This window comes from Xanthomonas hydrangeae, assembly GCF_032697525.1.
Classification (GTDB): Bacteria; Pseudomonadota; Gammaproteobacteria; order Xanthomonadales; family Xanthomonadaceae; genus Xanthomonas; species Xanthomonas hydrangeae.
Window position 1 is genome coordinate 794,731 of sequence record NZ_CP103836.1, and the last position, 25,901, is coordinate 820,631.

At 64.9% G+C, this 25,901-nt stretch carries 23 protein-coding genes, 1 other RNA gene and 1 pseudogene; 15 read left to right on the forward strand and 10 right to left on the reverse strand.

What is annotated here, in order from left to right; translation table 11 throughout:
• Positions 1-98 precede the first annotated feature (98 nt).
• The 4 genes from NYR97_RS03245 (at position 99) to NYR97_RS03260 (ending at position 4,697) form a co-directional block, all read left to right on the forward strand.
• Positions 99-2,531 carry a DUF1631 domain-containing protein gene (locus NYR97_RS03245; protein WP_316696681.1) on the forward strand — a complete coding sequence of 811 codons (2,433 nt, stop codon included), beginning with the start codon at positions 99-101 and terminating at the stop codon, positions 2,529-2,531.
• The gene (locus NYR97_RS03250; RefSeq protein WP_006451372.1) at positions 2,528-2,875 is read left to right on the forward strand and encodes a PilZ domain-containing protein; all 348 of its coding nucleotides are present in this window, start codon (positions 2,528-2,530) and stop codon (positions 2,873-2,875) included. Before NYR97_RS03245 ends, NYR97_RS03250 begins: the two co-directional genes overlap by 4 nt.
• Before the next feature lie 69 nt (positions 2,876-2,944).
• The gene (gene pepQ / locus NYR97_RS03255; protein WP_316696682.1) at positions 2,945-4,270 is read left to right on the forward strand and encodes a Xaa-Pro dipeptidase; all 1,326 of its coding nucleotides are present in this window, start codon (positions 2,945-2,947) and stop codon (positions 4,268-4,270) included.
• Positions 4,271-4,298: 28 nt separating this feature from the next.
• On the forward strand, positions 4,299-4,697 hold the full coding sequence (locus tag NYR97_RS03260; protein ID WP_316696683.1) for an XVIPCD domain-containing protein: 399 nt from the start codon (positions 4,299-4,301) through the stop codon (positions 4,695-4,697).
• A 90-nt stretch (positions 4,698-4,787) separates the two neighbouring features.
• Here the strand turns inward: NYR97_RS03260 and NYR97_RS03265 are convergent.
• The 3 genes and pseudogenes from NYR97_RS03265 to NYR97_RS03275 all read right to left on the reverse strand — a co-directional run.
• Positions 4,788-4,999: pseudogene (locus tag NYR97_RS03265) on the reverse strand (hypothetical protein); the annotation flags it as partial.
• Between the two features lie 205 nt (positions 5,000-5,204).
• Positions 5,205-6,536, reverse strand: a complete 1,332-nt coding sequence (locus NYR97_RS03270; protein ID WP_316696684.1) for an aminopeptidase P N-terminal domain-containing protein — start codon at positions 6,534-6,536, stop codon at positions 5,205-5,207.
• Positions 6,537-6,549: 13 nt separating this feature from the next.
• Entirely contained in the window at positions 6,550-7,092 is a 543-nt protein-coding gene (locus NYR97_RS03275) for a YecA/YgfB family protein (RefSeq protein WP_316696685.1), read from the reverse strand.
• Between the two features lie 237 nt (positions 7,093-7,329).
• On the opposite strand from NYR97_RS03275, the gene NYR97_RS03280 reads away from it, so the two are divergent.
• The 8 genes from NYR97_RS03280 to NYR97_RS03315 all read left to right on the forward strand — a co-directional run bounded on the left by NYR97_RS03280 (position 7,330) and on the right by NYR97_RS03315 (position 11,643).
• Positions 7,330-7,551 (forward strand): TIGR02449 family protein, encoded by a 222-nt coding sequence (locus NYR97_RS03280; RefSeq protein WP_011038363.1) that lies wholly within the window; start codon positions 7,330-7,332, stop codon positions 7,549-7,551.
• Entirely contained in the window at positions 7,548-7,847 is a 300-nt protein-coding gene (locus tag NYR97_RS03285) for a cell division protein ZapA (RefSeq protein WP_006451377.1), read from the forward strand. Before NYR97_RS03280 ends, NYR97_RS03285 begins: the two co-directional genes overlap by 4 nt.
• Before the next feature lie 95 nt (positions 7,848-7,942).
• Positions 7,943-8,127: non-coding RNA, 6S RNA (gene ssrS, locus NYR97_RS03290), on the forward strand.
• A 160-nt stretch (positions 8,128-8,287) separates the two neighbouring features.
• Entirely contained in the window at positions 8,288-8,878 is a 591-nt protein-coding gene (locus tag NYR97_RS03295; protein ID WP_316696686.1) for a 5-formyltetrahydrofolate cyclo-ligase, read from the forward strand.
• A complete protein-coding gene (locus NYR97_RS03300; protein ID WP_316696687.1) occupies positions 8,875-9,345 on the forward strand; it encodes an EVE domain-containing protein in 471 nt (156 codons plus the stop codon). The genes NYR97_RS03295 and NYR97_RS03300 overlap by 4 nt, the downstream gene beginning before the upstream one ends.
• A gap of 114 nt (positions 9,346-9,459) precedes the next feature.
• On the forward strand, positions 9,460-10,107 hold the full coding sequence (rpiA, locus tag NYR97_RS03305) for a ribose-5-phosphate isomerase RpiA (RefSeq protein ID WP_074058190.1): 648 nt from the start codon (positions 9,460-9,462) through the stop codon (positions 10,105-10,107).
• 164 nt (positions 10,108-10,271) lie between these two features.
• Positions 10,272-10,721: a DUF192 domain-containing protein gene (locus NYR97_RS03310; protein WP_316697989.1), complete on the forward strand. Its 450-nt coding sequence runs from the start codon at positions 10,272-10,274 to the stop codon at positions 10,719-10,721.
• 40 nt (positions 10,722-10,761) lie between these two features.
• Positions 10,762-11,643 carry a SirB1 family protein gene (locus NYR97_RS03315; RefSeq protein WP_023904979.1) on the forward strand — a complete coding sequence of 294 codons (882 nt, stop codon included), beginning with the start codon at positions 10,762-10,764 and terminating at the stop codon, positions 11,641-11,643.
• 97 nt (positions 11,644-11,740) lie between these two features.
• Here the strand turns inward: NYR97_RS03315 and NYR97_RS03320 are convergent, their stop codons facing one another.
• Positions 11,741-11,980, reverse strand: coding sequence for a rubredoxin (locus tag NYR97_RS03320; RefSeq protein WP_316696688.1), 240 nt, complete (start codon positions 11,978-11,980; stop codon positions 11,741-11,743).
• Between the two features lie 23 nt (positions 11,981-12,003).
• On the opposite strand from NYR97_RS03320, the gene thiE reads away from it, so the two are divergent.
• Complete coding sequence (thiE, locus tag NYR97_RS03325) at positions 12,004-12,627, forward strand: thiamine phosphate synthase (RefSeq protein WP_316696689.1); 624 nt, start codon at positions 12,004-12,006, stop codon at positions 12,625-12,627.
• Positions 12,628-13,593: 966 nt separating this feature from the next.
• Here thiE and NYR97_RS03330 read toward each other — a convergent pair.
• Entirely contained in the window at positions 13,594-16,773 is a 3,180-nt protein-coding gene (locus NYR97_RS03330; protein ID WP_316696690.1) for a TonB-dependent receptor domain-containing protein, read from the reverse strand.
• Between the two features lie 307 nt (positions 16,774-17,080).
• Here NYR97_RS03330 and hemL point away from each other — a divergent pair, with 307 nt between their 5' ends.
• A complete protein-coding gene (hemL, locus tag NYR97_RS03335) occupies positions 17,081-18,370 on the forward strand; it encodes a glutamate-1-semialdehyde 2,1-aminomutase (protein ID WP_316696692.1) in 1,290 nt (429 codons plus the stop codon).
• Positions 18,371-18,619: 249 nt separating this feature from the next.
• Complete coding sequence (locus NYR97_RS03340) at positions 18,620-21,391, forward strand: winged helix-turn-helix domain-containing protein (protein WP_316696693.1); 2,772 nt, start codon at positions 18,620-18,622, stop codon at positions 21,389-21,391.
• Between the two features lie 84 nt (positions 21,392-21,475).
• Here NYR97_RS03340 and azu read toward each other — a convergent pair whose 3' ends face one another.
• The 5 genes from azu to NYR97_RS03365 form a co-directional block, all read right to left on the reverse strand.
• Positions 21,476-21,925 carry an azurin gene (gene azu, locus NYR97_RS03345; protein ID WP_316696694.1) on the reverse strand — a complete coding sequence of 150 codons (450 nt, stop codon included), beginning with the start codon at positions 21,923-21,925 and terminating at the stop codon, positions 21,476-21,478.
• A gap of 91 nt (positions 21,926-22,016) precedes the next feature.
• On the reverse strand, positions 22,017-23,219 hold the full coding sequence (locus NYR97_RS03350) for a pyridoxal phosphate-dependent aminotransferase (protein WP_316696695.1): 1,203 nt from the start codon (positions 23,217-23,219) through the stop codon (positions 22,017-22,019).
• Between the two features lie 30 nt (positions 23,220-23,249).
• Positions 23,250-23,753 carry a RidA family protein gene (locus NYR97_RS03355; RefSeq protein ID WP_316696696.1) on the reverse strand — a complete coding sequence of 168 codons (504 nt, stop codon included), beginning with the start codon at positions 23,751-23,753 and terminating at the stop codon, positions 23,250-23,252.
• Between the two features lie 35 nt (positions 23,754-23,788).
• Positions 23,789-24,214 carry a c-type cytochrome gene (locus tag NYR97_RS03360; RefSeq protein ID WP_205393820.1) on the reverse strand — a complete coding sequence of 142 codons (426 nt, stop codon included), beginning with the start codon at positions 24,212-24,214 and terminating at the stop codon, positions 23,789-23,791.
• The gene (locus NYR97_RS03365) at positions 24,211-25,818 is read right to left on the reverse strand and encodes a flavin monoamine oxidase family protein (protein ID WP_316697993.1); all 1,608 of its coding nucleotides are present in this window, start codon (positions 25,816-25,818) and stop codon (positions 24,211-24,213) included. The genes NYR97_RS03360 and NYR97_RS03365 overlap by 4 nt, the downstream gene beginning before the upstream one ends.
• Between the last annotated feature and the right edge of the window lie 83 nt (positions 25,819-25,901).

The window sequence follows — 25,901 nt, forward strand, 5'->3', positions numbered from 1 at the left end:
GCACCGAGCAATGGCCGCGCCTGGCCGCTCCAATGTCGCGCGGCAACGCGGAAAACATGCTACATAGCTCACGCTTCGAACCGAGCACACCTCCACGGATGTCCACGCCCGCCTCTTCCCTGCAGCACACACTCAGCGGCCCGATTGCCGATGCGCCGGTGTCCGCGCGCGGCCGGCATCTGCTCGCGGCACTGCATGCGCACTGCGTGCAGGCGCTCAGCGGGCCGCTGCGGCTGACCATCGTCGAGCTGGAACGCGAGTTGCTGCATCAGGCCGAACATGCGCGCAACAGCCAGATCCAGGCCGAAACCTACGCGCAGACGCGTGGCCTGCGCGATCATATCGATCGGTTTCCGCAAGCCTTTCTGCAGCAGCTGGCGCAGGATCTGGCCAACCTGCGCCAGCGCCCGTCGCTGACACCGCTGGCCGATGCGCCGGCGCATCCGCAGATGCTCACGCTGGTGGAAGACACCGATATCGACCGCGACATCGTGCTCAGCGAGATCGCACGCCGCGAAACCTCGCGCCGTGCCGATGCGCTGCAATTGCTGGCGCAACGGTTGGCGGTGATCGGCGTGGTTGCCGAATTCGAACTCGAAGAAGTCCCGCTCGGTCCGTACGCGCTGTGCCGCCTGCTGCGCCAATGCGGCGAAACGCTGGGGCTGAGCCTGGATGGGCAACTCACGCTGTACCGCGTGTTCGAGCGTCAGCTGATCGAGCGTTTGAACGATCTGTACGAGCGTGTCAACAGCGTCCTCGCACAGGAAGGCATCCTGCCGGGGCTGATCTACCACCCGTATCTGGTCAAGCCCACGCAGGTGCAGGCGCGGCGTGCGCTGCCTGCATCGGCCACTGCATCGAAGGATGCTGCACCCACCAACGCGCGCGCGATGCCGCCGCGTGGCGGACAACCGGCGACCGGCTGGAGCGGGCAGTCCGCACCGACACCGTGGCAGAGCGCCTTGCTGGATCCGTCCGATTTTCCGATGACACTGGCTGCAGCTACATACGGTGAGCAGGCAACACCTGCATTGAGCGATGCAATGCAGGCGCTTGGCGGCCTGATGTCGTCGGCACGTCAGTCGCAGGCGGCCGGCAACGCAGGCCCATCTGCGCATCACAGTTCATCGAATCACAACTCTGCGCATCACGGCGCAGCGCCCGCAACAGGCTCGCAGGCAACACCTGAAAGAGCATTTCCCCAGCTTGCTTCCACGGCAGTGCCCAAAGCTGCGCTCAGCGACGCGCTGGCCAGCCTGCAAGGCGCGTTAGCCGCGCAATCAACTGCAGCGGCCGGCATCGATGCGGTGCAGCGGCAGGTGCTGGAACTGCTGCGCGCCCAGCACGGCCCGGACGCGGCGCTATCGCCGCAAGACACCGACACCTTCGACCTGCTCGGCCTGCTCTACGCGCAGATGCAACGCGAAGTGCGCGAGCAGACCCCGGCGCAGACCTTGCTTGCCAAGTTGCAGGTGCCGGTCGTGCGCGCGGCATTGGCCGACACGCATTTTTTCGTGCGCGATCAGCACCCGGTGCGCGAATTGCTCAACACCGTGGCCGAGTCCGGTGCGGTGTGGCTGGGCGAGGACGATGTCGACCCGCAGTTGCTGCACAAGCTGGGCAATGCGGTCGACAAGATCGTCAACGACTATCACGGCGACGAAAGCGTCTTCGCTGCGGCCAACGACGAGATCCAGACGCATCTACGCGCACTGGCGCGCAAGGCCGAGGTCGCCGAGCGGCGCCATGTGGATGCCGCACGCGGCAAGGAACGGCTGGAATCTGCCAAGCAGCAGGCCGCCGAGCGCATCGAGGATCTGTGCGAGCAGAGCGCGCCACCGCGTTTCGTGCAATCGCTGCTGCGCCAGGCGTGGTCGGACGTACTCACGCTCACGCTGCTGCGGCAAGGCGAGCAATCGCCCGAATGGGATGAGCGCCAGGCGCTGACGGCGCGTATCGCCGAGGTCACCTGTCTGAGCAAGGGTCAGCCCACCGACACCGCGCTCGGTGGCGATGTCCAAACCGCACTGCTGCAGATCGGCTATCACCAGGACGAAGCGGCGGCGATCGCGCGGCGCCTGTCCACGCCCGGTGGCGAAGACGAGATGACCTCGCGCACCGAACTCACCGCCAAACTCAGGGCGCGCACGCGGCTGGGCGACCAGGGCGACAACGCCCCGCGCAAGGACATCGCCACACCGCGCTCGCCGGCCGAAGAGGCGTGTTACACGCAGTTGCGCAGCCTGCCATTCGGCACCTGGTTCGAATTCGTGGTCAACCAGCAGGGCGACCTGCGTCGGCAACGGCTGTCCTGGTACAGCCCGATGACCGACAACGCGTTGTTCGTCAATCAGCGTGGGCAAAAGATCGGCGAGCAGTCGCTGGATGGTCTGGCGCGGCTGATGACCGGCGGCCAGGCGCGCCTGCTGGTCGAAGAAAAATCGCGTCTGATCGACCGCGCCTGGCATGCCACCGTGCGCACGTTACGTCACCTTGCCGGCCAGTCGCCTGCTGCAGAGGTCGCCCCATGATCCAGGACACCCGTCGCGCACCGCGCCGTCAACCGACCGATCTGGTGCCGGTCACCGACATGCTCAGCGAGGCGCAGATCGGCCGGGTCGGCAATGTGTCGGAAACCGGCATGCTGCTGCTGGCTTCGGTTCCGCTGCATGACGACGCCTTGTATCAACTGCGCTTCACCCTGCCCGAGCGCGTGGGCCGCGCCACCGAGATCGATGTCGGCGTGCACCTGCTGTGGTCCGAAGCCGCGCACGCCCCCGGACAGGCCTGGGCCGGTTTCCGCTTTCTGACCATGTCGGAGCCACATCGGCGACGCCTGCGCGCCTGGATCGCCGAGGAACACATGGCCGGCTGAAGGCACAGCGCCGCTGCCAGGATTGCGGCAAAATTGCGCATTGCCTTTGCATTGCCGATCGAGCCCCGCATGACCCAGCTGTCCTTGAGCCACCTGTATTCCGACCACCTGCGCACGCTGACCGCGCGCGCCGATCAGGCGCTGCAGCGCGGCGGCTTCGATCATCTGGTCGTGCCCAGCGGCAGCCTGCATTACCAGATATTCGACGACCGCGATTACCCATATGCGGTCAACCCGCAATTCAAGGCCTGGGTGCCGCTGACGCGAGTGCCCAACAGCTGGCTGATCTACACCCCGGGCAAGCGCCCGACGGTGATCTTCTACCAGCCGTTCGACTACTGGCATGTGGTGCCCGACGCCCCCAGCGGCTGGTGGGTGGAGCACTGCGACATCCACATCATCCGCACCCCGGACGCGGCCTTGGCGCTGCTGCCCAAACAGCCCGAGCGCTGCGCGATTCTTGGCGAGGCACAGAGTGCGCTCGGCGCCTATGTGCCCAACAATCCGCAGCCGGTGATCGATTATCTGGACTACCAGCGCGCCTTCAAGACCCCATACGAACTCGCACTGCTACGCATTGCCCAGCAGCTGGCAGTGCGCGGCCATCGCGCCGCCGAAGCGGCATTCCGTGCAGGCCAGAGCGAGTTCGGCATCCACATGGCGTATTGCGCAGCCGTGGGCCAGGACGCCAACGAACTGCCGTACGGCAACATCATCGCGCTCAACGAACACGGCGCAGTGCTGCACTACACCGAACTCGGCCAGCAGCCGCCGCAACCGCTGCGCAGCTTTTTGATCGATGCCGGCGCTTCGGCCTACGGCTACGCCAGCGACATCACCCGCACCCATGCCGCCGACCCGGGCAGCGAATTCCAGGCACTGATCGATGCAGTCGACGCCGCACAGATCCGCATGGGCCAGAACGTGCGCGCGGGCGTGGATTACAAGCAGCTGCATGTGGAGGCGCATCTGGCGTTGATGGGCATCCTCAAGGACTTCGGCATTCTCACCGTGTCGCCGGAAGCCGCGCTCGCCACCGGTGTCAGCGCCGCGTTCTTCCCGCACGGGCTGGGCCATCTGATCGGCTTGCAGGTGCACGATGTCGCCGGCTTCGCAGCCAGCGACCGCGGCGGCCGCATCGAGCGCCCCGCCGGTCACCCGTATCTACGCCTGACCCGCGTGCTCGAACCGGGCATGGTGGTCACCATCGAGCCGGGCGTGTACTTCATCGACATGCTGCTGGACGAAGTGAAGAAGAACGGCCACGCCGCCAGCATCGACTGGCAGCGCGTCGACCAGTTCAAACCCTACGGCGGCATCCGCATCGAAGACGAAGTGGTGTGCACCGATGGCACTCCGGAAAACCTGACCCGCCCGGTCTTCGCCGCAGCATGAATCATCGCGCACAGCACGGAGCATCGCCATGAACGATCCACGCCAACCCTCGCACCCCGACCATCCGATGTATCAGCAGATCGAACGCGGTGTGCACGCGATCGATGCCGCACACGGGCGCGAGCCCGACCAGACCAGCGCACGGCTTACCGCCGCGTTGCTGCCGCTGGCCAAGGAAGGCGGCCTGTCGCGCGTGGATCACGTGCTGATGAGCGAGGCGAACGACAAAGGCGTGCACGGTGGCGAGAACGTCTTCGTGGTGCAAGGCGACCCGGCCAACCCGGCGCATCTACGCGCGCATATGAAGACCGAACAGGCATTGAGCACGCCGGAAGAGCAGTCGTTTGCGCGCGCACAGCAGCTTGCATCGCCAGCTGAGCAGGTTCAGCCACCCGAACCCACTCAGACACCGCGGTTGGGGCAGTAAGATCGGCTAATAAAACGACTGAGCGGATGCCTGACAGTGCGCGCAGGGTTTTGTCAGCCGCATCTTGGTGATTGCCGTCAGAAGTCCAGGTCAACCGCTGAGTCGGTCGAGGGCGCGGTGCCCTCGCCGCTCGCGGGACACGCCGCAAGTACGTCCATGTAGGCTCGGTGGCGGCATCCATGCCGCCACACGGTCCCGCAATCGGCGAGGGCACCGCACCAGAAAGATTGCTGGTCGCTTTGTTTAAAGCCATGCACACCGACCACCTCGACTGGTCCTTGCCCGCCCACCGTCGCGGGACCTTACGCGGCATGGATGCCGCGTAAGAGCTTACATGGACGTACTTGCAGCGTGTCCCGCGACGGTGGGCGGGCAAGGGCCCTGCAGCCAGGCCGCAGATCAGCCGCCCCGCAGTAGGCCAGCATGAAGTCGTTCTGTCAGCTGTTCTAAGTAAGGCGATAAACCGGATTCGACGCGTCGTCGATGCGACACGCATTGGACGCAACATTACGCAACGCTGCCGGCCATCTCCGCTTCGATCTCGTCGGCACTGCGCGCCAGCGCATCGGTCAACACGCGATGGCCTTCGGCGGTGATCAGCACGTTGTCTTCGGTGCGGATGCCGATGCCGCGCCACCTGGCCTCCACCGTGGTGTCGTCGGCGCTGATGTACAGCCCCGGTTCGATGGTGAATACCATGCCCGGTTCGAGCAGGCGCGAGTCGCCCGCCAGCCGGTAGTCGCCCACGTCGTGCACATCCAGGCCCAACCAGTGGCCGGTCTTGTGCCGATAAAAGCGCTTGTAATGGCCGTCGGCGATGTTGCGCTCCAGCGTGCCCTTCAGTAGCCCCAGGCGCAGCAATCCTTCGGTCAGGGTTTCCACTGCGGCCAGATGCCCGGCTTCGTACGCTACGCCGGGGCGCGCCTGCGCGAGTGCTGCAGCCTGCGACGCGCCAACCAGATCGTGCAGCGCGCGCTGTGCCGGCGTGAAGCGGCCATTGACCGGGAAGGTGCGGGTGATATCGGCCGCATAGCCGCGATATTCGGCGCCGGCATCGATCAGCACCAGCTCGCCGTCGCGGCTGCGCGCGTTGTTGGCGCGATAGTGCAGCACACAGGCATTGCTGCCGGTGCCGACGATACTGCCGTACGCCGGCCACGCATCGGCAGCGCGAAATTCGCGCTCGACCTCGGCCTGAAATTCGTACTCATGCACGCCCGGCCGCGCCAGCCGCATCGCGGCGCGATGCGCACGTACGCTAATGTCGGCGGCCTGCTGCATCAACGCGATTTCATCGCGCGATTTGAACAGCCGCTGCTCGTGCAGCAGATGTCCCAATTCCAGGAATTCGTGCGGCGGTTGCGCGCCATGACGCACCTGCTCACGCACGCGCTTGAGCCAGCCGATCAACTTGAGATCGAAATCGACATCGCGCCCGAAATGGTAGTAGACGCGGCTACGCCCTTCCAGCAACCCCGGCAGGATCTCGTCGACATCGTCGATGGGATACGCATCGTCCATGCCGTAATGCGCCACCGCGCCTTCCTGACCTTCGCGCGGGCCATCCCAGGCTTCGCGCTCGGCATTGCGCTCGCGGCAGAACAGGATCGCCTCGCCATGCTTGCGCCCGGGCACCAGCACCAGCACCGCTTCGGGCTCCGGAAAGCCGCTCAGGTACCAGAAATCCGAGTCCTGCCGGTACGGGTAATGGGTGTCGTGGCTGCGCACCCGCTCGGGTGCGGCCGGCAGGATCAGAATCGCCTGCTCGCCGGCCATCTGCATCAACTGCTTGCGCCGGCGCGCGTATTCGGCCGCGCCGATCCCGGTGAGCTTTTTCATGTCGGTCGTGCGGTCAGTTCAAACGTTGGCGGAAACGCGGCCCCATCACGCAGTCGCCATGCAGCAGCAGCACCGCCACGCGCACGAACTCTTCGATCTCGGCCAGCGCGGTGTCGTCTTCGTCTGCGGCATCGAAATCGTCGCTGGAGGCCTGCGCCAGCCGCGCCAGGTCCTGCAGCGCTTCTTCGCCCTCTTCGGTCAGTACCGGGCGCTGCTTTGCAGCCAGACCGAACCCGCCCAGGAAGGCACGACACCAGTCGAACAAGGCATCCGTGCGCGCCGCCAGCGGTGCGCCGTCGTCGATCAACAGGAGCTCGAAGGCGAAATCGCGGTCTTCCAGCTGCGCCACCGTGGCCTGCCGCATCTGGTCCAGGGCGCCGCCCTGCTTGGGCGGCACCTGCGCCACATCGGCCAGCACGTGCCCCAGCCAGTCGCCGCTGTCGGCGCCACCACCGGAGAGCCACCCGCACAGCCCACCGTGCAACTCCGCCGCAGAGGACGCCAGCGCCAACTGGCGACTCTCGTTTTGCACAGCGGTTACGTCAGGCAGATCCATCAGGTCATCCAGGCGAAGAACAGAAGGGGCCGGCACACCGGCCGGCGATCAGACTTCCCAGTGTATCAAGGCACCCCGCCCCGGCTGCTACTGCCGCGTTCCATGCAGCGTTCCACGCGCACGGGGCAGGCTCGGCTCGAGTCAGCGACAGCCCTTGTCGGGATTGGCCTGACGGCGGGTGAGCGGGCCGTGATCGCACGCTTGACCGCCGCGCGCACGCGCCCCTATCGTGAGCGCATGGACAACGCTGCCGCCCTCGCCCAACTCCGCGCACTTGCCGCCCGCGTGGAGGCGTTGGTCGAGCGCACCCAACGGTTGACCGACGAGAACCGCAGTCTGCGTCATCAGCAGGAGCAGTTGATCGGCGAGCGTGCGCAGTTGTTGACCAAGAACGAACAGGCGCGCTCGCGCGTGGAAGCGATGATCGTGCGCTTGAAGTCACTGGAGCAACATACGTGAGCAACAACGAGCCGGTGAGCGTGCGTATTCTGGATCGTGAATACACGGTTGGCGTCACCGCAGACGAACGCGAGAGTCTCACTGCGGCGGCGCGTCTGCTGGATCTGCGCATGCGCGAGATCCGCGGCAGCAATCGCATGGCGGCGGTGGATCGCGTTGCAGTGCTGGCCGCGCTCAATCTGGCGCACGAATTGCAACAACTGCGCGAACAGCAAGCGCTCTACGAGCGTGAATTGGCGAACACGCTGGACAACTTGAATCGTCGTCTCGACAGCGTGGCCGACACACCGCGTTGAGTGCAATTCGCACTGTCGTCGCAAATATGAATTTTCAATCGTGCCGACGGACGAATGGGCTAGCCATCGCGCAGCAGAGGTCTATACTTCACCTGCGTTCTCTGCTGTAAACGACAGCGTGCAAAACATTCGCCTTGTCCCTTAATTACGACCACGGGGGCGCGACGAAGCCGGGAGTGCAAGTCCGCCTTGTAGCGGGAAGCCCGATGGCTTCACAACGTCCCCACTTGAACCCCGGGTTCAAGGTCGTTTCGCCCGCATCGTTCATGGCGGAGAATGCAAATCTGAAACGGCGCCTTCGGGCGTCGTTTCTTTTTGTGGGTCTGGACTGTCCATCGTCCCTGCAACACCGACGTCCGCGCAGTGCGGTGGCAAAGCGCCGCTAGGCACGCGCCGGCTTGGCATCGACAATGCGTCACCTGTTCCACTGCGAGATGCCGATGACCGACGACCGAGATGGATGGCGCCAGCAGTTGCGTGCGCTGCGCCGCAGCCTGCCGGCGACGCAGCGGCTGTCTGCGGCCGATGCCTTGGCCGAGCGTTTGCTGGCGCTCCCTTTCGCGCCGCGCAGCGGCGCCGTGGCCGGTTACTGGGCCATGGACGGCGAAATCGCATTGCATCGGTGGCAACTGACCCTGCCCGAGGGGCTGCGTTATTGTCTGCCGGTGCTGGATGGCCGCGCACTGCGCTTTGCGCCGTGGCGGCCGGGGCAGGCTCTGGTCAGCAATCGCTACGGCATTCCCGAACCGGACGTGGCCCGTGCCGACACGCTCGCACCGGAAGAGATGGCGCTGGTGATCACGCCGCTGACCGGCTTCGATGCGCAGTGCCGCCGGCTGGGCATGGGGGGCGGCTGGTATGATCGCAGCTTCGCGTTTCGGCATCGCCAGGCGCCGCCGCCCTGGCTGGTCGGCGTCGGCTTCGCTGCGCAACAGGTTCCCGCCTTGCCCGCCGAATCCTGGGACGTGGCGGTGGATGCCGTCTGCACCGAACGCGCCACCCTCCTGAAAGACGACACCGTGTCCGTATGACTGCCCGCAAGCGCTATTGGTTGATGAAATCCGAGCCGGACACGTTTTCCATCGATGATCTGGAGCGCGTCGGCACCGAGCCGTGGAACGGCGTGCGCAATTACCAGGCGCGCAATTTCATGCGCGACGGCATGCATGTGGGCGATGGGGTGTTCTTCTACCACTCCAACTGCAAGGTGCCGGGCATTGTCGGCATCGCCAAGGTCGCCAGCGCGGCCTACCCGGACGACACCCAGTTCGATCCCAAATCCGATTACCACGACCCCAAGGCCAGCCGCGAAGATCCGCGCTGGATGCTGGTGGACGTGGCCTTCGAGCGCAAACTCAAGCGCACGATCGCACTCGACGAAATCAAGCAGCAGGCCGACGCACTGGGCGAAGGCTTCCCGCTGATCGCCCGCGGCAACCGCCTGTCGATCCTGCCGGTGACCGCCGCGCAGTGGAAATTGTTGCTGGCGATGGAATAGCCGGGAGCAGAGATTTCGGGATTTGCGATTCGCAAATCCCGACGCAGCCCATCCGCTTTTGCGATTCCCGATTCCCGATTCCCGATTCCCGATTCCCCAATCCCGAGCTCCCAAATGTCCGAAGCAAAACGCCTGGCTGCCGAAAAAGCGATCGATTACGTGGAAGACGGCATGATCGTCGGTGTCGGCACCGGTTCGACCGTGGCCTATTTCATCGACGCACTGGGCCGCATCGCCCATCGCATCAAGGGGGCGGTGTCCAGCTCCGAGCAGAGCAGCGCGCAGCTCAAGCGCCACGGCATCGAGGTGCTGGATCTCAATCACACCGGCAACCTGTCGCTGTATGTGGACGGCGCCGACGAGTGCGACCCGAACCGCTGCCTGATCAAGGGCGGCGGTGCGGCGTTGACGCGCGAGAAGATCATCGCCGAGGCCAGCGAGCGCTTCATCTGCATCGTCGACCCGAGCAAGCAGGTGCCGGTCCTGGGCACTTTCCCGCTGCCGGTGGAAGTCATTCCGATGGCGCGCAGTTTGGTGGCCCGTCAGATCCTGGCGCTCACCGGCGGCCAGCCGGTGTGGCGCGATAACGTGATCACCGACAACGGCAATGTGGTGCTGGACGTGCACAACCTGCAGATCACCGACCCGGTGGCGCTGGAGCGCAGCTTGAACCAGATTCCCGGCGTAGTCTGCGTGGGCCTGTTCGCGCGTCGCCCCGCCGATGTGGTGATCGTCGGTGGCGAACCGCCGCGCGTGATCTGAGCGGTGACCTGCGTGCGTTCGCGCGCGCATTTCCGGCCTGCGGCGCGAAGCCACTGCGGGCCGGCCACCTACTGCACGCAATGACCGGCCCCATCCACCACGCCGGCTTGACGCACGCGGCCGCTTGGCAGATGGTGCGCCATTCCCGTCCGTTGGTACGCCGCATGCGCCATTTTCGCTTTCTCGCCCTCGCCTGCCTGATCCTGCTGAGCGGCTGCGCAAGCGCCGGTAGCGCGTGGGTGGAACTGGCCGGCACGCGTTACCAGGTGGAACTGGCGCAGAACGATGCCGACCGCGCCAAGGGGCTGATGTTCCGCGATGCCATGGCCGACGATCACGGCATGCTGTTCATCCACGACCGCCAGGAGCCGCTGGCGTACTGGATGAAGAACACCAAGATCGCGCTGGATATCCTGTATTTCGACAACCAGCGCCGGCTGGTGTCGCAGCAACGCGACGTGCCGCCGTGTTCGGCCGGCGATGCCTGCCCGCCCTACCCCAGCAAGCAGCCCGCCCGTTACGTGCTGGAGCTCAATGCCGGCCAGGCCGCCAAGCTCAATCTGCAGGACGGCGCCACGCTGAACTTCAGCCCGGACATCCCGAAGCTCAAGTAAATCTCACACCACAGGCCATTCCTGTCAGGAAGTACCGGACTTGAACCACGCGCCGCTTGCCGACACTCTTGGCAGCATGGTCGACATGCTCCCACTTCCCCATTGGACCGCGCTCGCCAGCCTGGACGACGACGCGGTGCCGTTGATGTCCACCGCGCTGCTGATCGCACGCGACGAGTATCCGCAGCTGGATGCCGAGCTGTACGACACGCTGGTGCAGAGCCACGTGGAGCATCTGCGCCGTGAGGTGGAGGCGATCGATCTGTGGCCGCTGAAGATGGCCGCGGTGAATCGCTATCTGTTCGACGAGCTAGGGTACTCGGGCAATCACGACGAGTATTACGACCCGCGCAACAGCTACCTCAATCAGGTTTTCGAGCGCCGCCTGGGCAACCCGATCTCGCTGGCGATGGTGCAGATCGAAGTCGCGCGCCGGCTGGGCATTCCGCTGGCGGGGGTGTCGTTTCCCGGGCATTTTCTGGTGCGTTTGCCGGTGGACGATGGCGTGCTGGTGATGGACCCGTTCAACGGCGGCCGCCCGCTCGGTGTGGACGAATTACGCGAGCGTGCGCGTCCGCATCTGGGTGGCGAGGTTCCCGACGACCGCGCCCTGGCGCAGATTCTCGACCCGGCGCCGCACCGCGCGATCCTGATCCGCATCCTGCGCAATCTGCACGGCGTGTACGCCGATGCCGAGCACTGGGACCGCGCCGCCCGTAGTGCCGACCGCATTCTGAAGCTGGTGCCGGATCAGCCCGAAGCGCTGCGCGACCGCGGCATGGCCTATCTGCATCTGGGCCACCGCAACGGCGCCCGCCACGATCTGTCGCGCTATCTGGTGCTCAATCCCGGCGCGCAGGATGCGGGCAATCTGCATGAGCATCTGGTCGAACTGAACGGTCAGCGCGCGCACGCGCACTGAAATCACCGCCAGCTGCGCGTTCGTCGGCGTCGCGCTAGCCGGCGCAGGCGAGGTTCTGGCGCGAAAAACGCAGTAACCCAGTGGGGCAGCCAGGGCCTCAGTCGATCTCGACCATCTCGAAATCGTCCTTGGTCACGCCGCAATCGGGGCAGATCCAGGTCTCCGGGACGTCTTGCCAGCTGGTGCCCGGGGCGATGCCTTCTTTGGGGATGCCGTCGGCCTCGTGGTAGAGAAACCCGCAGACGACGCACATCCAGGTGCGGTAGGTGGTCGTGGATGTCTCGCTCATCGGATAATCGCGGTCACGCAACGTTGGGACTGCATTGTCCCATCCCACCCACCGCTTCCGGAAGCGCTGCCATGCCCGACTTGCACAACGCCCGCGGCGTCTACCTGATCACTCCAGACGAGCCCGACACTGCGCGCCTGCTCGCGCGTACGCGACCGCTGCTGCCTGCCGTCACCTGGCTGCAGTACCGCAACAAGCAGGCCACCGCGCCGCTGCGATTGGAACAGGCCAGCGCGCTGCGCGAGGCCTGCGCCGCGCACGGTGTGCCGTTGATCATCAACGACGATGCGCAGTTGGCGTTGCAGGTGGGCGCGCAGGGCGTGCATCTGGGCGAGGACGATGGCGAGGTGGCGGCGGCACGCGCGCTGTTGGGCGCGCAAGCCGTCATCGGGGTGTCGTGCTATGACGAGATCGCGCGTGCGCAGGCGGCGGTGGCGGCCGGTGCGAGCTATGTGGCCTTCGGTGCGTTCTTCCCGACCACGACCAAAGTGACGACACGTCGCGCCTCGCCTGCGCTGTTGCAGCAGGCCGCTGCGCTGGGAGTGCCGCGCGTGGCGATCGGCGGCATCGCGGCTGCGCAGGTGCCGGAGTTGGTAGCAGCAGGCGCCGAGTTGATTGCGGTGGTCAGTGGCGTGTACGCCGCGCCGGATCCGGTCGCAGCAGTGCAGGCATATCGGGCCGGGTTTGCGCAGTAGCGCTGCTCGCAGACGATGGAGTTGCCGGCGACACGTGCTGTCCAAGACACAGACCACCAAAATTTCGAGTCTATAGAGTCGTTGGATGCAGTCAAAAGCTTATGTAGGTCGAGCGCGCGGTGCCCTCGCCGCTTGCGGGACACGCCGTGAATCCATCCCTGGAGGCTCGGTGGCGGCATCCATGCCGCCACACGGTCCCGCAAGCGGCGAGGACACCGCACCAGAGAGTTAGTCGGTGGCTTTTTTAAAGCCATGCACACAGACCAACTCGACTGGTCCTTGCCCGCTCACCGTCGCGGGACCTTACGCGGCATGGATGCCGCGTAAGAGCTGACAGGGACGTACTTGCAGCGTGTCCCGCGATGGTGGGCGGATAAGGGCCCTGCATCAAACGCAAAGAACTCAAGTGCGCGCTGCTCTCGCAGCTCAGGGGGACACGCCGTGACCCCGTCCCTGGGGGCTCAATGCCGGCATCTTTGCAGCCAACGGTCCCGCAATCGGCGAGGAAACCGCACCAGACTTTGCTGGTTGCTTGAAAACATGCACACCGACCATCTCGACTGGTCCTTGCCCGCCTACCGTCGCGGGACCTTACGCGGCATGGATGCCGCGTAAGAGCCTACATGGACGTACTTGCGGCGTGTCCCGCGACGGTAGGCGGGCAAGGGCCCTGCAGCAAACCCGCATATCAGCCGCTCTAAAAGTGATCTATCCGCATCGTCCAACCCACTCAAGACAACCGAATGATCGAGTCGTCGCGTCGGATAGATGCAGGCAGAAGCTCAGTGGGCCGAGGGCGCGCTGCCCTCGCCGCGCCAGAGCGTTGGCCGTGACCCGGTAAAAAAGTCGCGCGGGTTGCGCACCTTATTCAGACGATTGAAGCTGGTTAGAGCCCCATCACCCAAAAAAACAGCGACGCGTGCCATCACGCGTCGCTGCTGGTTTTGACTCCGTCGCCCAACGCGATTAGAAGTCGTAGCTCAGCGTCACCCGGCCCGAGCGCGGTGCCTGATAGGCGACGACCTGATTCCATAGCGGGTTGGTGGTGTTGTCGGGCAGCTGCGAGAACGGGTAGATGTTGGTCGCGGTCTGCTCGTTGGTGATGTTGAACACGTCGAAGCGCAGTGCCAGCTTGCCGGCGGCGAATGCCGGCTTGTAGGTCACACCCATGTCGAGCTGCGCGATCCAGCCAAGACGCCCCTGCGAGCCCGGAGGCGATGCCACGCCAGTGCCGGTTTCCGGGTTGTAGCAGTAATGGTACGGCCCGCCGGTGATCGCGCTGCCGCCGTAGCCGGCCGGGTCCGTGCCGGGATAGTTGTCGCCGTAGTAGTTGCCCAGGCAGTTATGCGGCGCGCCCGAAATCAGGCTGAAGTTGGCCGACGCGCCCCATTGCGGATTGAACTGATAGAAGCCGAACAACTTGAGCTGATGGCGGTGATCGTTGGATTGATCGCCGTTGAAGTGTTCCATCAGCGCCGCATGGTCCCAGCTCTGCGTGGTGGAGACCGACGCCTGGCCCTGATAGCTGCCGAGTGCCCCGCCGGTGCGCCATAGATCCGAACGCACCTGACCTTCGGTGGTGCCGTAGCTATGCGACCAGACGTAGTTGACCTTGGCGTACCACTGGCCGTCGAACGGGCGCTCCAGGTTGAACTCCACCGCCGAGTAATTACGCTTGAACTTCGGGAAGCCCGCAGCCTCGCGGCTTACCGCCACTTCATGGAACTGGCCATCGGTGCCGATCACGCCCCAGGTGTTGGTCTGGCCGGGATTGATCAGCGATGCACCGGCAACCTGCGAGAAGTCGATGGTCACGCCCTGCGCGGCGGCAGCGGCGATCAACGCAGTGTTGGAGACGTCGTAGTTCTGATCGTCGATACCCGCATTGAGGCGGCGATGCGTGCCGCGCACGCCCAACACCCAGCCGGTGTCCAGCTGCTTGGTGAAACCAAGGATGATCTCGTCCTGGTTCTCGCCTTCGATGTCCTTGACCACCGCGGTACGTACATCGGCGATGCGACCGAAGCGCGAGTTGGCCGACACGGCCGAACCCAGCTGCTGCGCAAGAATCGGCGTGCCGTCGGCATTGATGCCGCTGTAGGTGAAATAGGTATCTGTGGTGATCTGAGGTGTGAACAGACCTACTGCCGACAGCGGCAGGCCGAGGTAATAACGGCCGATGTTGCCGAACACCTTCAGGCTGGAATCGCCGTTGACGTCCCAGCTGAAGCCCAAGCGCGGCGCCCAGGCATTGTCCACTTCGATATAGGGGTCGCCGGACGGGGTGTAGTTGGTGAACTCGTCCTTGCGCAGACCGATGCTCAGCAACACGTTGTCGGTGACCTGCCACTTGTCTTCGATGTAATAGGCGCGTTGCTTGGCCTCGTACGAATATAGGCTGGTATTGATGTTGCGCACCACGTAATAACCGCTCGATCCGTTGACAGGATCGACCAAGCCAGGACTAGGCGCGCCGATGCCGCCGGCTTCATTGGCCGACTGACTGACCAGTCCGCCCGTCCCTACACCGTTAGGATCATCGGTCTGGCCGTAGGTCCACGAGTATCCAGGGCCACGTAATTGGGAACCAACATCGATACCCTCGGACTTCTGGTTGTCGATACCGAAGTTGAGCGTGTGGTGACCGATGCGCCACTCAAGGTTCAGACGCTGATTGTCCTTCTTGTAGGCACGGTCAGGCGACGTGATCGCCGTATTTACCGGCTGCCGTCCTTCTATTGGCGTACCGCCCGTGTAGGCAGGATTTTGCAATGCGGTGCTGTCGATGAACGGGCCATCCTCAGCGTTGTAGTTGTACTGAGTCAGCTCATCAGGCGTTTTCATCTTGCCGTACAGCGCAGTCACGGTGAGGTTGTCGCTGAGGTAGCCGGTGTACTTGCCGGTGAACAGCGTCGGGCCGCTCTTCCAGGTCGCGTCGTTAGTGATATAGCTGCCACGCTCACGTGCCAGGTAATCGTAGCGGTAGATGGAGCCGTTGGTTTCGGCCTCGTCGCTGGCGCCGGTCACCTCGATCAGATGATTGTCGGTGATGTTCCAATCCACCTTGGCGTACCAGCGCTTCTGCTTGTAGTCGTAGTCGGTGAGACCGCCGGTACGGCCGTTGTCGGTATCGCGATTGGTGCCGACGCGCACGCCGTCCGAATCCACCTGCTCGGCCGCCAGGAAGAAGAACAGCTTGTCCTGGATGATCGGCCCGCCGACATAGGCGCTGTAGGTGGTCTGGTTGGCTTCGGCCTCGCTGGCCGGCTGGTACAGGCCGTTGGCTGCGCGGGCATACCGGTAGGCGGCATTGTTGACGGTGCTGCCCTGGCTGTCCGGGCGCCAGTAGATATCGCGCTGATTGGCGCGCAGGCCGTTCGGCTCCCAGATGACCGCTGCGCCGAACTTCCACTCGTTGGTACCGCGCTTGCCGATCTGGTTGATCACGCCGCCGTTGGCGCGGCCGTATTGCGCGCCGTAGCCGCCGGTGAAGATTTCCTGCTGGTCGATGGCGCCGTACGGCAGGGTCAGACCGCCAAGATTGTTGCTGATGGTGGTGGTGTTGAAGCCGTTGAGGTAATAGGCGTTTTCGCTGGCGGCCGAGCCGCCGAAGCTGGGCAGCGAACCGCCGAGCGGACCGTTGTCGAAGCCACCGCTGTTGACCACCACGCCCGGCGCCAGCAGCGCGATGGCTTCGGCGGTGCGGCCCAGCGGCAGTTGCTGCAGCTGCTCGGCGGTGACCACGGTGCGCGTGTCCACGCTGCTGACGTCGATGGTGGTCAGGCCTGCGGCAGTGACGGTGACGCTATCCAGGGTCTGCATACCGCTCCCCGCAGCGGCGGCGAACGACACATCGGTGTTGGCGCCAACGGTGATCGCGACGTTTTCGCGGGTGTCCACCACTGCGCCATCGCGCTTGACCGTGACCTTGTACGTGCCCAGCGGCAGATTGCCGGCGGTGTAGCGGCCGCGCGCATCCACCGGCACTTCGCGGGTGAAACCGCTGTTGTTTTCCACCAGCACGCTGGTGCCGCTGCTCTGCCCCACGCTGCCGACGATGCTGCCGCTGGTGGACTGCGCGTGGACGCTCCCCATCGCCACGACCAGCGCCAACGCCAAGGCACGCTTCTGGATACTACGGTTCATGCTTTCTCCCCAAGTCTGGAACTGTCGGCAACGCGACAAAAATGAACGGCGCCAGTGGCTACCGGAATCACACTTTCTGAACATCCGTATCGAAGCGCCAATGACCACCTGCCATCAGCTCATGCCCCAAACCATCGATACCGTCCCGTTCGATCATAGGCAGCTGCGTTGCCCTACCCGCCTGCTCCGACGGGTAGGCAGGCACACGGTGGGTAGGCGGATAGGGTGCGCAAGCCTGACAATGGCGCGTGCGCTGCCCGTGGTCGGGCAGCGCCGCCCCATCGGCATCACTCAAGGATCTATGCGCATGAACCACTCCCGCTCCCACGCCCTGTTCGCCCAGGCGCAGACCCTGCTGCCCGGCGGCGTCAACTCACCGGTGCGGGCGTTCAAGTCGGTGGGCGGCGAGCCGTTCTTCGTGGCGCGCGCCGATGGCCCGTATCTGTACGACGTGGACGACAACCGTTACATCGACTACGTGGGCTCGTGGGGGCCGATGATCGCCGGCCACAATCACCCGGCGGTGCGCGAGGCGGTGGAGCGTGCGATCCGCGATGGGCTGTCGTTCGGTGCGCCGTGTGCGGCCGAAGTGACCATGGCCGAGACGATCAATCGGCTGGTGCCCTCCTGCGAAATGGTGCGCATGGTCAATTCCGGTACCGAAGCCACGCTGTCGGCGGTGCGCCTGGCGCGGGGCGCCACCGGGCGCAACCGCATCGTCAAGTTCGAAGGCTGTTACCACGGCCACGGCGACTCGTTTCTGGTCAAGGCCGGCAGCGGCATGCTCACTCTGGGCGTGCCGACCTCGCCCGGCGTGCCGCCCGGCCTGAGCGAGCTGACCGCCACCCTCACCTTCAACGACTTCGAAGGCGCCACGGCGCTGTTCGACGACATCGGCGCCGATGTGGCGGCGGTGATCATCGAACCGGTGGTGGGCAACGCCAACTGCATTCCGCCGCAGGCCGGCTACCTGCAGCACTTGCGCACGCTGTGCACGCGGCACGGCGCGCTGCTGATCTTCGACGAAGTGATGACCGGGTTCCGCGTCGCGCTCGGTGGCGCACAGGCGCATTACGGGGTGACCCCGGACCTGAGCACCTTCGGCAAGATCATTGGCGGCGGCATGCCGGTGGGCGCATACGGCGGCCGGCGCGATTTGATGGAGCAGATCGCACCTTCCGGCCCGATCTACCAGGCCGGCACCTTGTCGGGCAATCCGGTCGCCATGGCGGCGGGCCTGGCGATGCTGGAGCTGGTGCAGGCGCCGGGCTTCCACGCGCGCCTGAGCGCGCAGACCAGCGCGTTGTGCGAGGGCCTGGAAGACGCCGCGCACGCGGCCGGCATCGCGGTCACCACCAACCAGGTCGGCGGCATGTTCGGGCTGTTCTTCACCGACCAGATCGTGGAGAGCTACGCGCAAGCCACCGCCTGCGATATCACCACCTTCAACCGCTTCTTCCACGCGATGCTGCAGCGGGGCGTGTATCTGGCGCCATCGGCGTACGAAGCCGGCTTCATGTCCAGCGCGCACGACGCTGCGGTGATCGAAGCCACGCTTGCAGCGGCACGCGAGGCATTTGCCGAAGTGGCGCGCTGAGGCGCATGCATGCGGGGCGCTGCGGGATTCGATTTGCGCAGCGACTACCGCAAACTTTGCTTTTGTCTTGTGGCTGTCATACCTTTCTGAAAGGTGTCCACGGACGGGCATGGGTGGGGACCCTCGAAGCAGCGGATGTGTCGTCGTCGCCGGCCACGGTGACGCCTGGTGCGTCGCCGCTGTTTCATCACGATCTGCAGTGCGTCGAGTCGGCGCGCTGCCGACGCTTGCCACGGCCGCCCTCGCCTCATGCTCAAGCCTGTTGCGTTGCTTACTTCGCGCCCGTCACCGTCGCGCGATTCCGTTCTTCCCGATTGGCTGCTTGCCAGCAAGCTGGAGCCGCCGCTGTCGCGCCCTGGTGCGGTGGTGCGTAGCGCGTTGCTGGCTGCGCTGGATCAGGCACACGCCCGCCCGCTCACGCTGTTGCTGGCGCCGCCAGGGTTTGGCAAGACCACCCTGCTGACACAGTGGCATGCGCAGCTGTGCGGGCGCGATAACGCCGCTGTGGCGTGGCTGTCGCTGGATGAAGAAGACGCCGACGCCGCGCGCTTCCTCGGCCATCTGGCCTTGGCGCTGCAAAGCGCAGGGGCGGATCAGGCACTGTGCGCAGCGGTGCTGCATAACCGCGACCAGGACCCGCGCGAGGCGGTGACGGTGCTGATCCGCGCGCTGCGCGCCGCACCACGGCGCATCAGCGTGATTCTCGACGACTACGACCGGCTCGGCAGCGGCATCGTCGACGAGCTGGTGTTGCGCCTGGTCGAACACAGCGGCGGACGTCTGCACCTGTTGCTGGCCACCCGACGCATACCGGCGCTGCCCTTGGCGCGTCTGGATCTGCAGGCGCTGCTCAGCCGCGTGGGCAGCGCACAACTGGCGCTGGACGAGCGCGAAGCGCAGGCATTGCTGGGGCCGCAGGTTCCCGCGCCGGTCGTGGAAGAATTGCTGCGTTACACCGAAGGCTGGCCGGTGGCGCTGCATCTGGCGCGGCTGTGGCTGGAAGGCGGTGCGCAACGTCAGCAGGAAGTGGCTGCGCGTTTCTCCGGGCGCAGCGCGCAGATCGCCGCGTACCTGGCCGAGCAGGTGGTCAACGATCTGGATGCCGACACGCGCGATCTGTTGCTGCGGACCAGTGTGCTGGAGCGCGTCAACGCCGCGCTGGCCGATGCGGTGCGCCAGCGCGACGACAGCGGCCGGCTGCTGGCGCGGCTGGAACATTTCCACGGCCTGCTGGTGCCCATGGATGGCGAACGCGAGTGGTTTCGCTATCACCCGTTGTTCGCCGACTTTTTGCAGCAGCTGCTCGATCGCGAGCATCCTGGCCAGGCCATGCAACTGCATCAACGTGCCGCGCGCTGGTTCGGCGATCATCAGTATCTGGCCGAAGCGGTGCGGCACGCATCGCGCGGCGATTGCGGCGACCTGGCGGCCAGCTACATCGCGCGCGCCGGCACCTGGCAATTGTTGCTGACCCACGGCACGCATGCAGTGCGCGCGCTGCTGCGTCACTTCGAACACCGCACCATCCGCGACACCCCGGCGCTGAATCTCACTCAAGCGCATCTGCATGCGAAGCTTGGCGAATTCAGCCACGCGCGGTTGTTGCTGGAACGTTTCCGCGACTTTCCCGCTGCACTGCGTGAGCCCTTGCAGCGCGATTACACCGTGGTGGTGGCGGCACTGCGCGATCGCCTCGATGAGATCTGCGGTAACCCGCATGGCCTGACTCAGATCGCTGCACAAGCCTCCGCGCTGGACGAAGACGACCATCTCGGACGCGGCATGCTGCTGTGCATCTGTGCCACCACCGCCATTGCGCAAGGCGCCTTTGCACTAGCCGAACGCTATGCCTTGAACGCACGCGATGCGATGCAGCGTGGCGGCAGCGAACTGGGTGCGGGCCAGGCGCTGTTGTCGTTGGGCCAGAGTTTTTTCTATCGCGGTCGCCTCAGCGACGCCGAGGCCTGTTACCAACAGGCACTGAGCGGGTGCGCACGCACGCCGCAACTGGATCGCGTGCTGGAAGCAACGGCCAACTGCCTGCTGGCGCAACTGCATTACGAACGCGGGCATCACGACGATGCGGCCGATCTGCTGCATCCTGCGCTGGAATTGCTGGAGCAACATGACGGTGGCATGGACGTGCTGGCGGCCGCTTACGACACCGCACTGGGATTGGAGCGCGTGCGCGATCACAGCGGGCGCAGTGCCTTGGCGCTGCTCGAGCACATCGAACAGATTGCGCATGGGCGCAAGCTGATGCGGCTATCGGAACTGGCCGCAGCCTGGCGCCTGATGCTGTTGCTGGAACATCCAGGCAATGCCGCCATCGACGTCCTGATCGCGCGCACCGGCGGTGAATCCGGATTGGCACATACCCTGCGCTCGGCGCACCGTTGGCGCGACCGCGCGGCGATGGGCTTTGCACTGGCACGCTGGCATCGCCTGGCCGGGCGCAGCAGCGCGGCACTGACCATCCTGGGCCAGATCGAACACGCCTGCCTGGCCAACGACAATCTGTGCCACCTCGCCCGCACCCGCGCACGTATCGCACTGGTGCTGCAACAACGCGGCGAACTGATCGCGGCGCTGCCGCATCTGTACAGCGCGCTGGATCATGTGGCGCTGACGCAAAGCTGGCAGGCGATCGTCGAACTCGGCCTGCCGGCCAAGGCGATGCTGCGCTCGCTGCGTCAACACGACCCGCATACCGTGGGCGGCACCACGCGTGCGCTCACCATTCAAGCCTTGCTCGAACGCCTCAGTGGCGACGAAGACCCGGCCGGCGACATCTTCAGCGAACGCGAGCTGGAAGTGCTCGCACAACTGGCACGCGGGTATTCCAACAAGCAGATCGCACGCTGTTTGCACCTGTCGGAAAACACCGTCAAGTTCCATTTGAAGAACCTGTATCGCAAGCTCGACGCGCGTAGTCGCGAAAGCGCCTTGGCGCAGGCCTTGCAACGCGGATTACTGCGGGAGGCCGATCCGCATGCCGGCCCGGATGCGGCACCGAACTGATCCGAGCGCGCGTATCACAGCCTGCGCTGGACGCGCATATGCGCATATTGCGACATCGTTTGTCAGGCGATGTCGCAGACCCCATCAACCAAAACTCAGCGTGCCTTTCATCATTGCCCAATGCCCCGGGAATGAGCAGAAAAAGGTGTAGTCGCCGCCCTTGCTCAACTTGCTGGTGGGAAAGCTCACGGTGGCGCTGTCGCCGCCGCCGATGACCTTGGTGTGTGCGATCACGCGCGCGTCGGCCTTGGGCAGATAACTGTCGGCGATGGTGGAGCGTACGCCGGCATTGGCGACAGCCTGGAAGTCGGCGGTTTTGGTCAGCACCCAGTTGTGGCCCATCACCGTGGCGGCCATCTTGCCGGAGTGCTCGAGGGTGAGGTCCACCTGCGTGCAGTCGGGCGCCAGCTTGATCGCGCTCTGGTCGAACTTCATCTGATCGTTGCCGGTGATGGTCACCGCGCAGGTACGCGCCCATGCCGAAGGTGCCAGCAGCACCAGTCCAAGCACCGCAATCGTCGAAAACAGCTTCAAAGGAACACTCCTGCGATAAAAGATGCGCGACGCCCAGCGCGCCTGGTCACCCCAACGCGTTCGCATGCGCCGGTGTGACCAGAGTAACGCTTCATGCGTATCGGAAAAAAGCATCCATCGGATCCTGCACATCGGCGGTGGCTTCCGTCAGCGGCAATGGGCCGCGCTTGCCGGCCATCACCTGCACGAACGCCTGCTTGAAGCGCGCCATCTCCGCGTCGGTGCCCACGGTAATCCGCGACCAGGTCGGCCACACCGGCCAGCTGCGGCCGATGAACACGCCATGGGTGGCCATGTCGTCCTTGAAGCCGGCAGCCGGGCGCTTCACATCGACCATGAAGCAGTTGCTCTCCGATGCGGTGCAGGCGTAGCCCTGCTTGGCGAGAAACGCCATCACATCCTTGCGCGTGGCCGCCGTGCGTGCGCGGCGCTGCGGCACCAATGCCGGATCACGCAGGCTGGCCAGGCCTGCAGCAGCGGCAGTCACTGGCAGGCTGTTGACGCTGTAGAACATCAGCTTGGCCAGCAGGTCCGGGCGTGCAGCTGCATAGCCCAGGCGGATGCCGGCCATGCCGTAAAGCTTGGAGAAGGTGCGCAACACCACCACGTCCTCGCCTGCGGCGACCATGTCGACCACGCTGCTGGTGCTGTTCGCAAAGTGGATGTAGGCCTCGTCCACCACCAGCACGCTGCCCTTGGGCTTGTGCGCCAGTGCGTAATCCAGATCCTTGCGCGCAGTCACCGAGCCGGTGGGGTTGTTGGGATTGCAGATGTAGATCACGCCCGGGCTGGCGTCGGCGGCGCACATCGCTTGTACATCGTGCGAGAAGTCCTTGCGCAACGGCACCTTGATCAGTTTGGCGCCATTGCGGGTGGCGGCGCGCCAACCGGATTCGTAGGTGGGATCGGCGGTGACGAGCGCGGCGCTGGGCGAGGTGAACGCCAGCATCGTGTAGTCCAGCGGCTCGGTGGAACCGGCGTAGGCCATCAGGTGATCGACCGGCAGCTTGAGCTCGGCGGCCAGGGTATTCATCAGTTCCATCTGCACATCGCGCAGATAGCGCCCACCTTGCGGTGCGATCTGTGCAATGGCCTTGACCGCTGCCGCCGATGGGCCGTCCGGGAATTCATTGGAGCCGATCATCACCGGCGACAATGCGCTCGCCGGTGTCGGCACGATGGCGGCGGAGCGTTCGGCGGCGCTGGCCAACAGCGGCAGCGCACTTGCCCCTGCAGCGCCGGCAAACAGCGCGGAGTCACGTAGAAACGTGCGGCGCGAAAGAGCAGTTTTCATCACAACCTCCAACAAAATGGCAATGCGGATTCAAGGACGAACGGCGACCACTTCGATTTCCACCCGATACAGCGGATTGCCCAGCGCGGCGATCTGGAATGCAGAGCGCGCCGGCAGATTGGGTTGCTCCTTGGTGCCGAAGAACTGGCGGTAACCCTCCATGAAACCGTTGAAATCCATCTTGCCGCCCGTCGCTGGATCGCCGACCAGAAACACCTGCATCTTCACCACATCGCCCATGCCCAAGCCCAGCGCTGCGAGCTGCTGTTTGATCTGATTCAACACGCTGACCGTCTGCGCCTTGGTGTCGCCATACGCAGCGGCCGAGTCCTTCGGCGCGCTGGTGTCCACCACGGCCGGCACCTTGCCGCTGACGTAGACGGTGGCCTTGCCGGCGGGAATTTCCACGGCGGCAGCGATGGGGAAATCACTGTTGGGGATCTTGTGGCGGATCACCTCTGAAGCATGCGCGGCGGTGAGACCGGCGGACCACAACAGGGCGGCGGTGAGAACGGCTGTCACTGGACGGGACATGGCAACTCCTTGCATGAGTAGAGACAAAGGGAAAATCAGTGGCGCAGCAATTTGACGTCGTCGGCGGTGACGACCTCGGCGTGATCGTTGCCAAAATGGGTGCGTACATAGCTCACCACTTCGGCCACCTGGCGATCGTTGAGCATCTCGCCGAAGCCGGGCATGCCGGCGTGGCCGTCGAGCACCATCATGGTGACGTAGGGGCCGGCGGCCAGCTTGGGATTGCCGGCAAGCGCGGGGTATTCGCCGGCACCTTGCGCGCCGCGCCCGGCCGGCATGTGGCAGCCCTGGCAGATCGCCTGGTAGACATCCTGGCCGGATGCCTTGGCAAAGCCCTGTTGCGGGAATAGCTGGGTGGCATCGGAACTCTGCGCCTGCGCGTCGTACGCGCCCGGTGGCACCAGTAGCGCAGCGATTGCTACGACGAATGTGGCAGCGGCCACTCGTGATAACAGGCTCATGCGCGACCTCCTCCGGCCAGCACTTTGCGATGCAAACGGCCCACGACATCGTGCGCGGACAGAATCGCCCCTTCCTGCCAGGCCGGAATATAGGACACGTGTTCACCGGCCAGTGCCAGGCGCCCGTCGATCTGGCACAGCGGCGTGTAGTGTTCGGCACGCGCCTGCTCGCTCCACATGCCGAAACAGCCATGCGTAAACGGCACGCGATGCCAGCCGACCGAAATGCCGTTCTCGAACTCGCGTGGATATTGCGGATGCAGTTGCGTGCCGTATTCGACTGCCTTGCGCACGCGCTGCTCCGGGGACATCGAGGTGAACTGGTAGGCGTCCAGTCCCCAGACGTAGGCACCGAGCAGCACGCCCTTGCCGGGGCTGTGATAGTTGGTGCTGGGATAGCTGATCAAGGTGATCGGCAGATCGGTGTAGCTGATGCCGCCGTAGATGGCTTCGTCCTCTTCCCAGAAACGGCGCTTGAATTGCAGGCCCACTTTCACCGAGGCCGCATACGGTACCTGGCCGATCGCGGTGGTCATCGCGTCGCTGGCGGTGACCGGAATGCGGCTCAGCACCGACAACGGAATCGTGCAGATGCACCAGTCGGCACTGGCAATGCGTTCTTCGCCGCCGTGCGCGGCGTCCTGCCAGGACACGCGCACGCCGCTGCCGTCCTGATCGATCCTGGTGACCTTGGCGTTGTAGGTGATGGCATCGCCGAGGCGGCCAGCGAACGCCTTGCCGATCTGGTCCATGCCACCTACCGGCTGAAACATGGTGGTCTGCATTTCGTAGTTGTTGCCGGCCGCCAGCGTGGTCCACAGGCGCGAACGCAACACATCCTGCACGCTGAAAGGATCGGAGAATTCCGGCTTGCCGGACAAGCCTCCGCCGGGATACCGCGCAAAGCCGCGCCGCTCGCTGCTGTCCTTGCCTTTGACGTAGCCGAACTTGTGATCGAGCGCGCCCCAGGTGCGCAAGGACTCCAGCAACACTTCCTGGTCTTCGCGGCTCACGCTCTTGTCCAGCGCCTGCTGCTGGGTGCACTTGGCCAGCAGCTCGGACACGTGGCCCTTGTAATCGGCATCGATGGCGCGAAAGCGCTGCGGTTTGCCGCCAAAGCCTTTCTGGCTGTGCAGCAGCGCGTTGTAGTTGACCTGGTTGAAGGCTTCCAACGCCACGCCGAATTGTTTGCAGTAGCTCAGCACCGCCTTGTGGTGATGCGGAATGCGCCACGGCCCCGGATTGAGATACAGCCCGTCATCGAACTGGCAGTGTTGTGTTGCCCCGCCCAGTTCGGTGTAACGGTCGCCGCCGCGCAGCGTCCAGTTACGCCCACCGGGGCGGTCGTTGTATTCCAGCAACTGCACGCGGTACCCCGCCTTGCGCAGTTCGAAGGCCGCCGCCATGCCGGCCAGCCCCGCCCCCAGGATCAGTACCGAGGCGCCTTTCGGATCGCCATCCAGCTGCAGCGGCCCCTTGAAATCGGATTCGGCGGCCATGCCCAGGCTGCTCATCGCCTGGTACATCATCGCGCCGCCAGCGGTCATGCCGATGCGCGCCAGCAGTTGTCGCCGCGTCATCGCCCCAAAGTGATTGCCTTGCATCAACGCGTAGTCCTTGCATGTCATGGATCGAGTGCGACTGACAACACCAATGGCGCGGCCGGCAATGACGCCGGCCGCATCAC

Bases quoted from the DNA above. Each gene is read 5' to 3' on its own strand.
- NYR97_RS03280 (WP_011038363.1), top strand. From the start codon at position 7,330: ATGGACAACGCTGCCGCCCTCGCCCAACTCCGCGCACTTGCCGCCCGC.
- NYR97_RS03270 (WP_316696684.1), bottom strand. From the start codon at position 6,536: ATGAAAAAGCTCACCGGGATCGGCGCGGCCGAATACGCGCGCCGGCGC.
- rpiA (WP_074058190.1), top strand. From the start codon at position 9,460: ATGTCCGAAGCAAAACGCCTGGCTGCCGAAAAAGCGATCGATTACGTG.
- NYR97_RS03310 (WP_316697989.1), top strand. From the start codon at position 10,272: ATGCGCCATTTTCGCTTTCTCGCCCTCGCCTGCCTGATCCTGCTGAGC.
- NYR97_RS03330 (WP_316696690.1), bottom strand. From the start codon at position 16,773: ATGAACCGTAGTATCCAGAAGCGTGCCTTGGCGTTGGCGCTGGTCGTG.
- NYR97_RS03275 (WP_316696685.1), bottom strand. From the start codon at position 7,092: ATGGATCTGCCTGACGTAACCGCTGTGCAAAACGAGAGTCGCCAGTTG.
- NYR97_RS03350 (WP_316696695.1), bottom strand. From the start codon at position 23,219: ATGAAAACTGCTCTTTCGCGCCGCACGTTTCTACGTGACTCCGCGCTG.
- NYR97_RS03295 (WP_316696686.1), top strand. From the start codon at position 8,288: ATGACCGACGACCGAGATGGATGGCGCCAGCAGTTGCGTGCGCTGCGC.
- NYR97_RS03260 (WP_316696683.1), top strand. From the start codon at position 4,299: ATGAACGATCCACGCCAACCCTCGCACCCCGACCATCCGATGTATCAG.
- NYR97_RS03245 (WP_316696681.1), top strand. From the start codon at position 99: ATGTCCACGCCCGCCTCTTCCCTGCAGCACACACTCAGCGGCCCGATT.
- NYR97_RS03250 (WP_006451372.1), top strand. From the start codon at position 2,528: ATGATCCAGGACACCCGTCGCGCACCGCGCCGTCAACCGACCGATCTG.
- NYR97_RS03340 (WP_316696693.1), top strand. From the start codon at position 18,620: ATGCTCAAGCCTGTTGCGTTGCTTACTTCGCGCCCGTCACCGTCGCGC.
- hemL (WP_316696692.1), top strand. From the start codon at position 17,081: ATGAACCACTCCCGCTCCCACGCCCTGTTCGCCCAGGCGCAGACCCTG.
- NYR97_RS03300 (WP_316696687.1), top strand. From the start codon at position 8,875: ATGACTGCCCGCAAGCGCTATTGGTTGATGAAATCCGAGCCGGACACG.
- thiE (WP_316696689.1), top strand. From the start codon at position 12,004: ATGCCCGACTTGCACAACGCCCGCGGCGTCTACCTGATCACTCCAGAC.
- pepQ (WP_316696682.1), top strand. From the start codon at position 2,945: ATGACCCAGCTGTCCTTGAGCCACCTGTATTCCGACCACCTGCGCACG.
- NYR97_RS03355 (WP_316696696.1), bottom strand. From the start codon at position 23,753: ATGTCCCGTCCAGTGACAGCCGTTCTCACCGCCGCCCTGTTGTGGTCC.
- NYR97_RS03365 (WP_316697993.1), bottom strand. From the start codon at position 25,818: ATGCAAGGCAATCACTTTGGGGCGATGACGCGGCGACAACTGCTGGCG.
- NYR97_RS03360 (WP_205393820.1), bottom strand. From the start codon at position 24,214: ATGAGCCTGTTATCACGAGTGGCCGCTGCCACATTCGTCGTAGCAATC.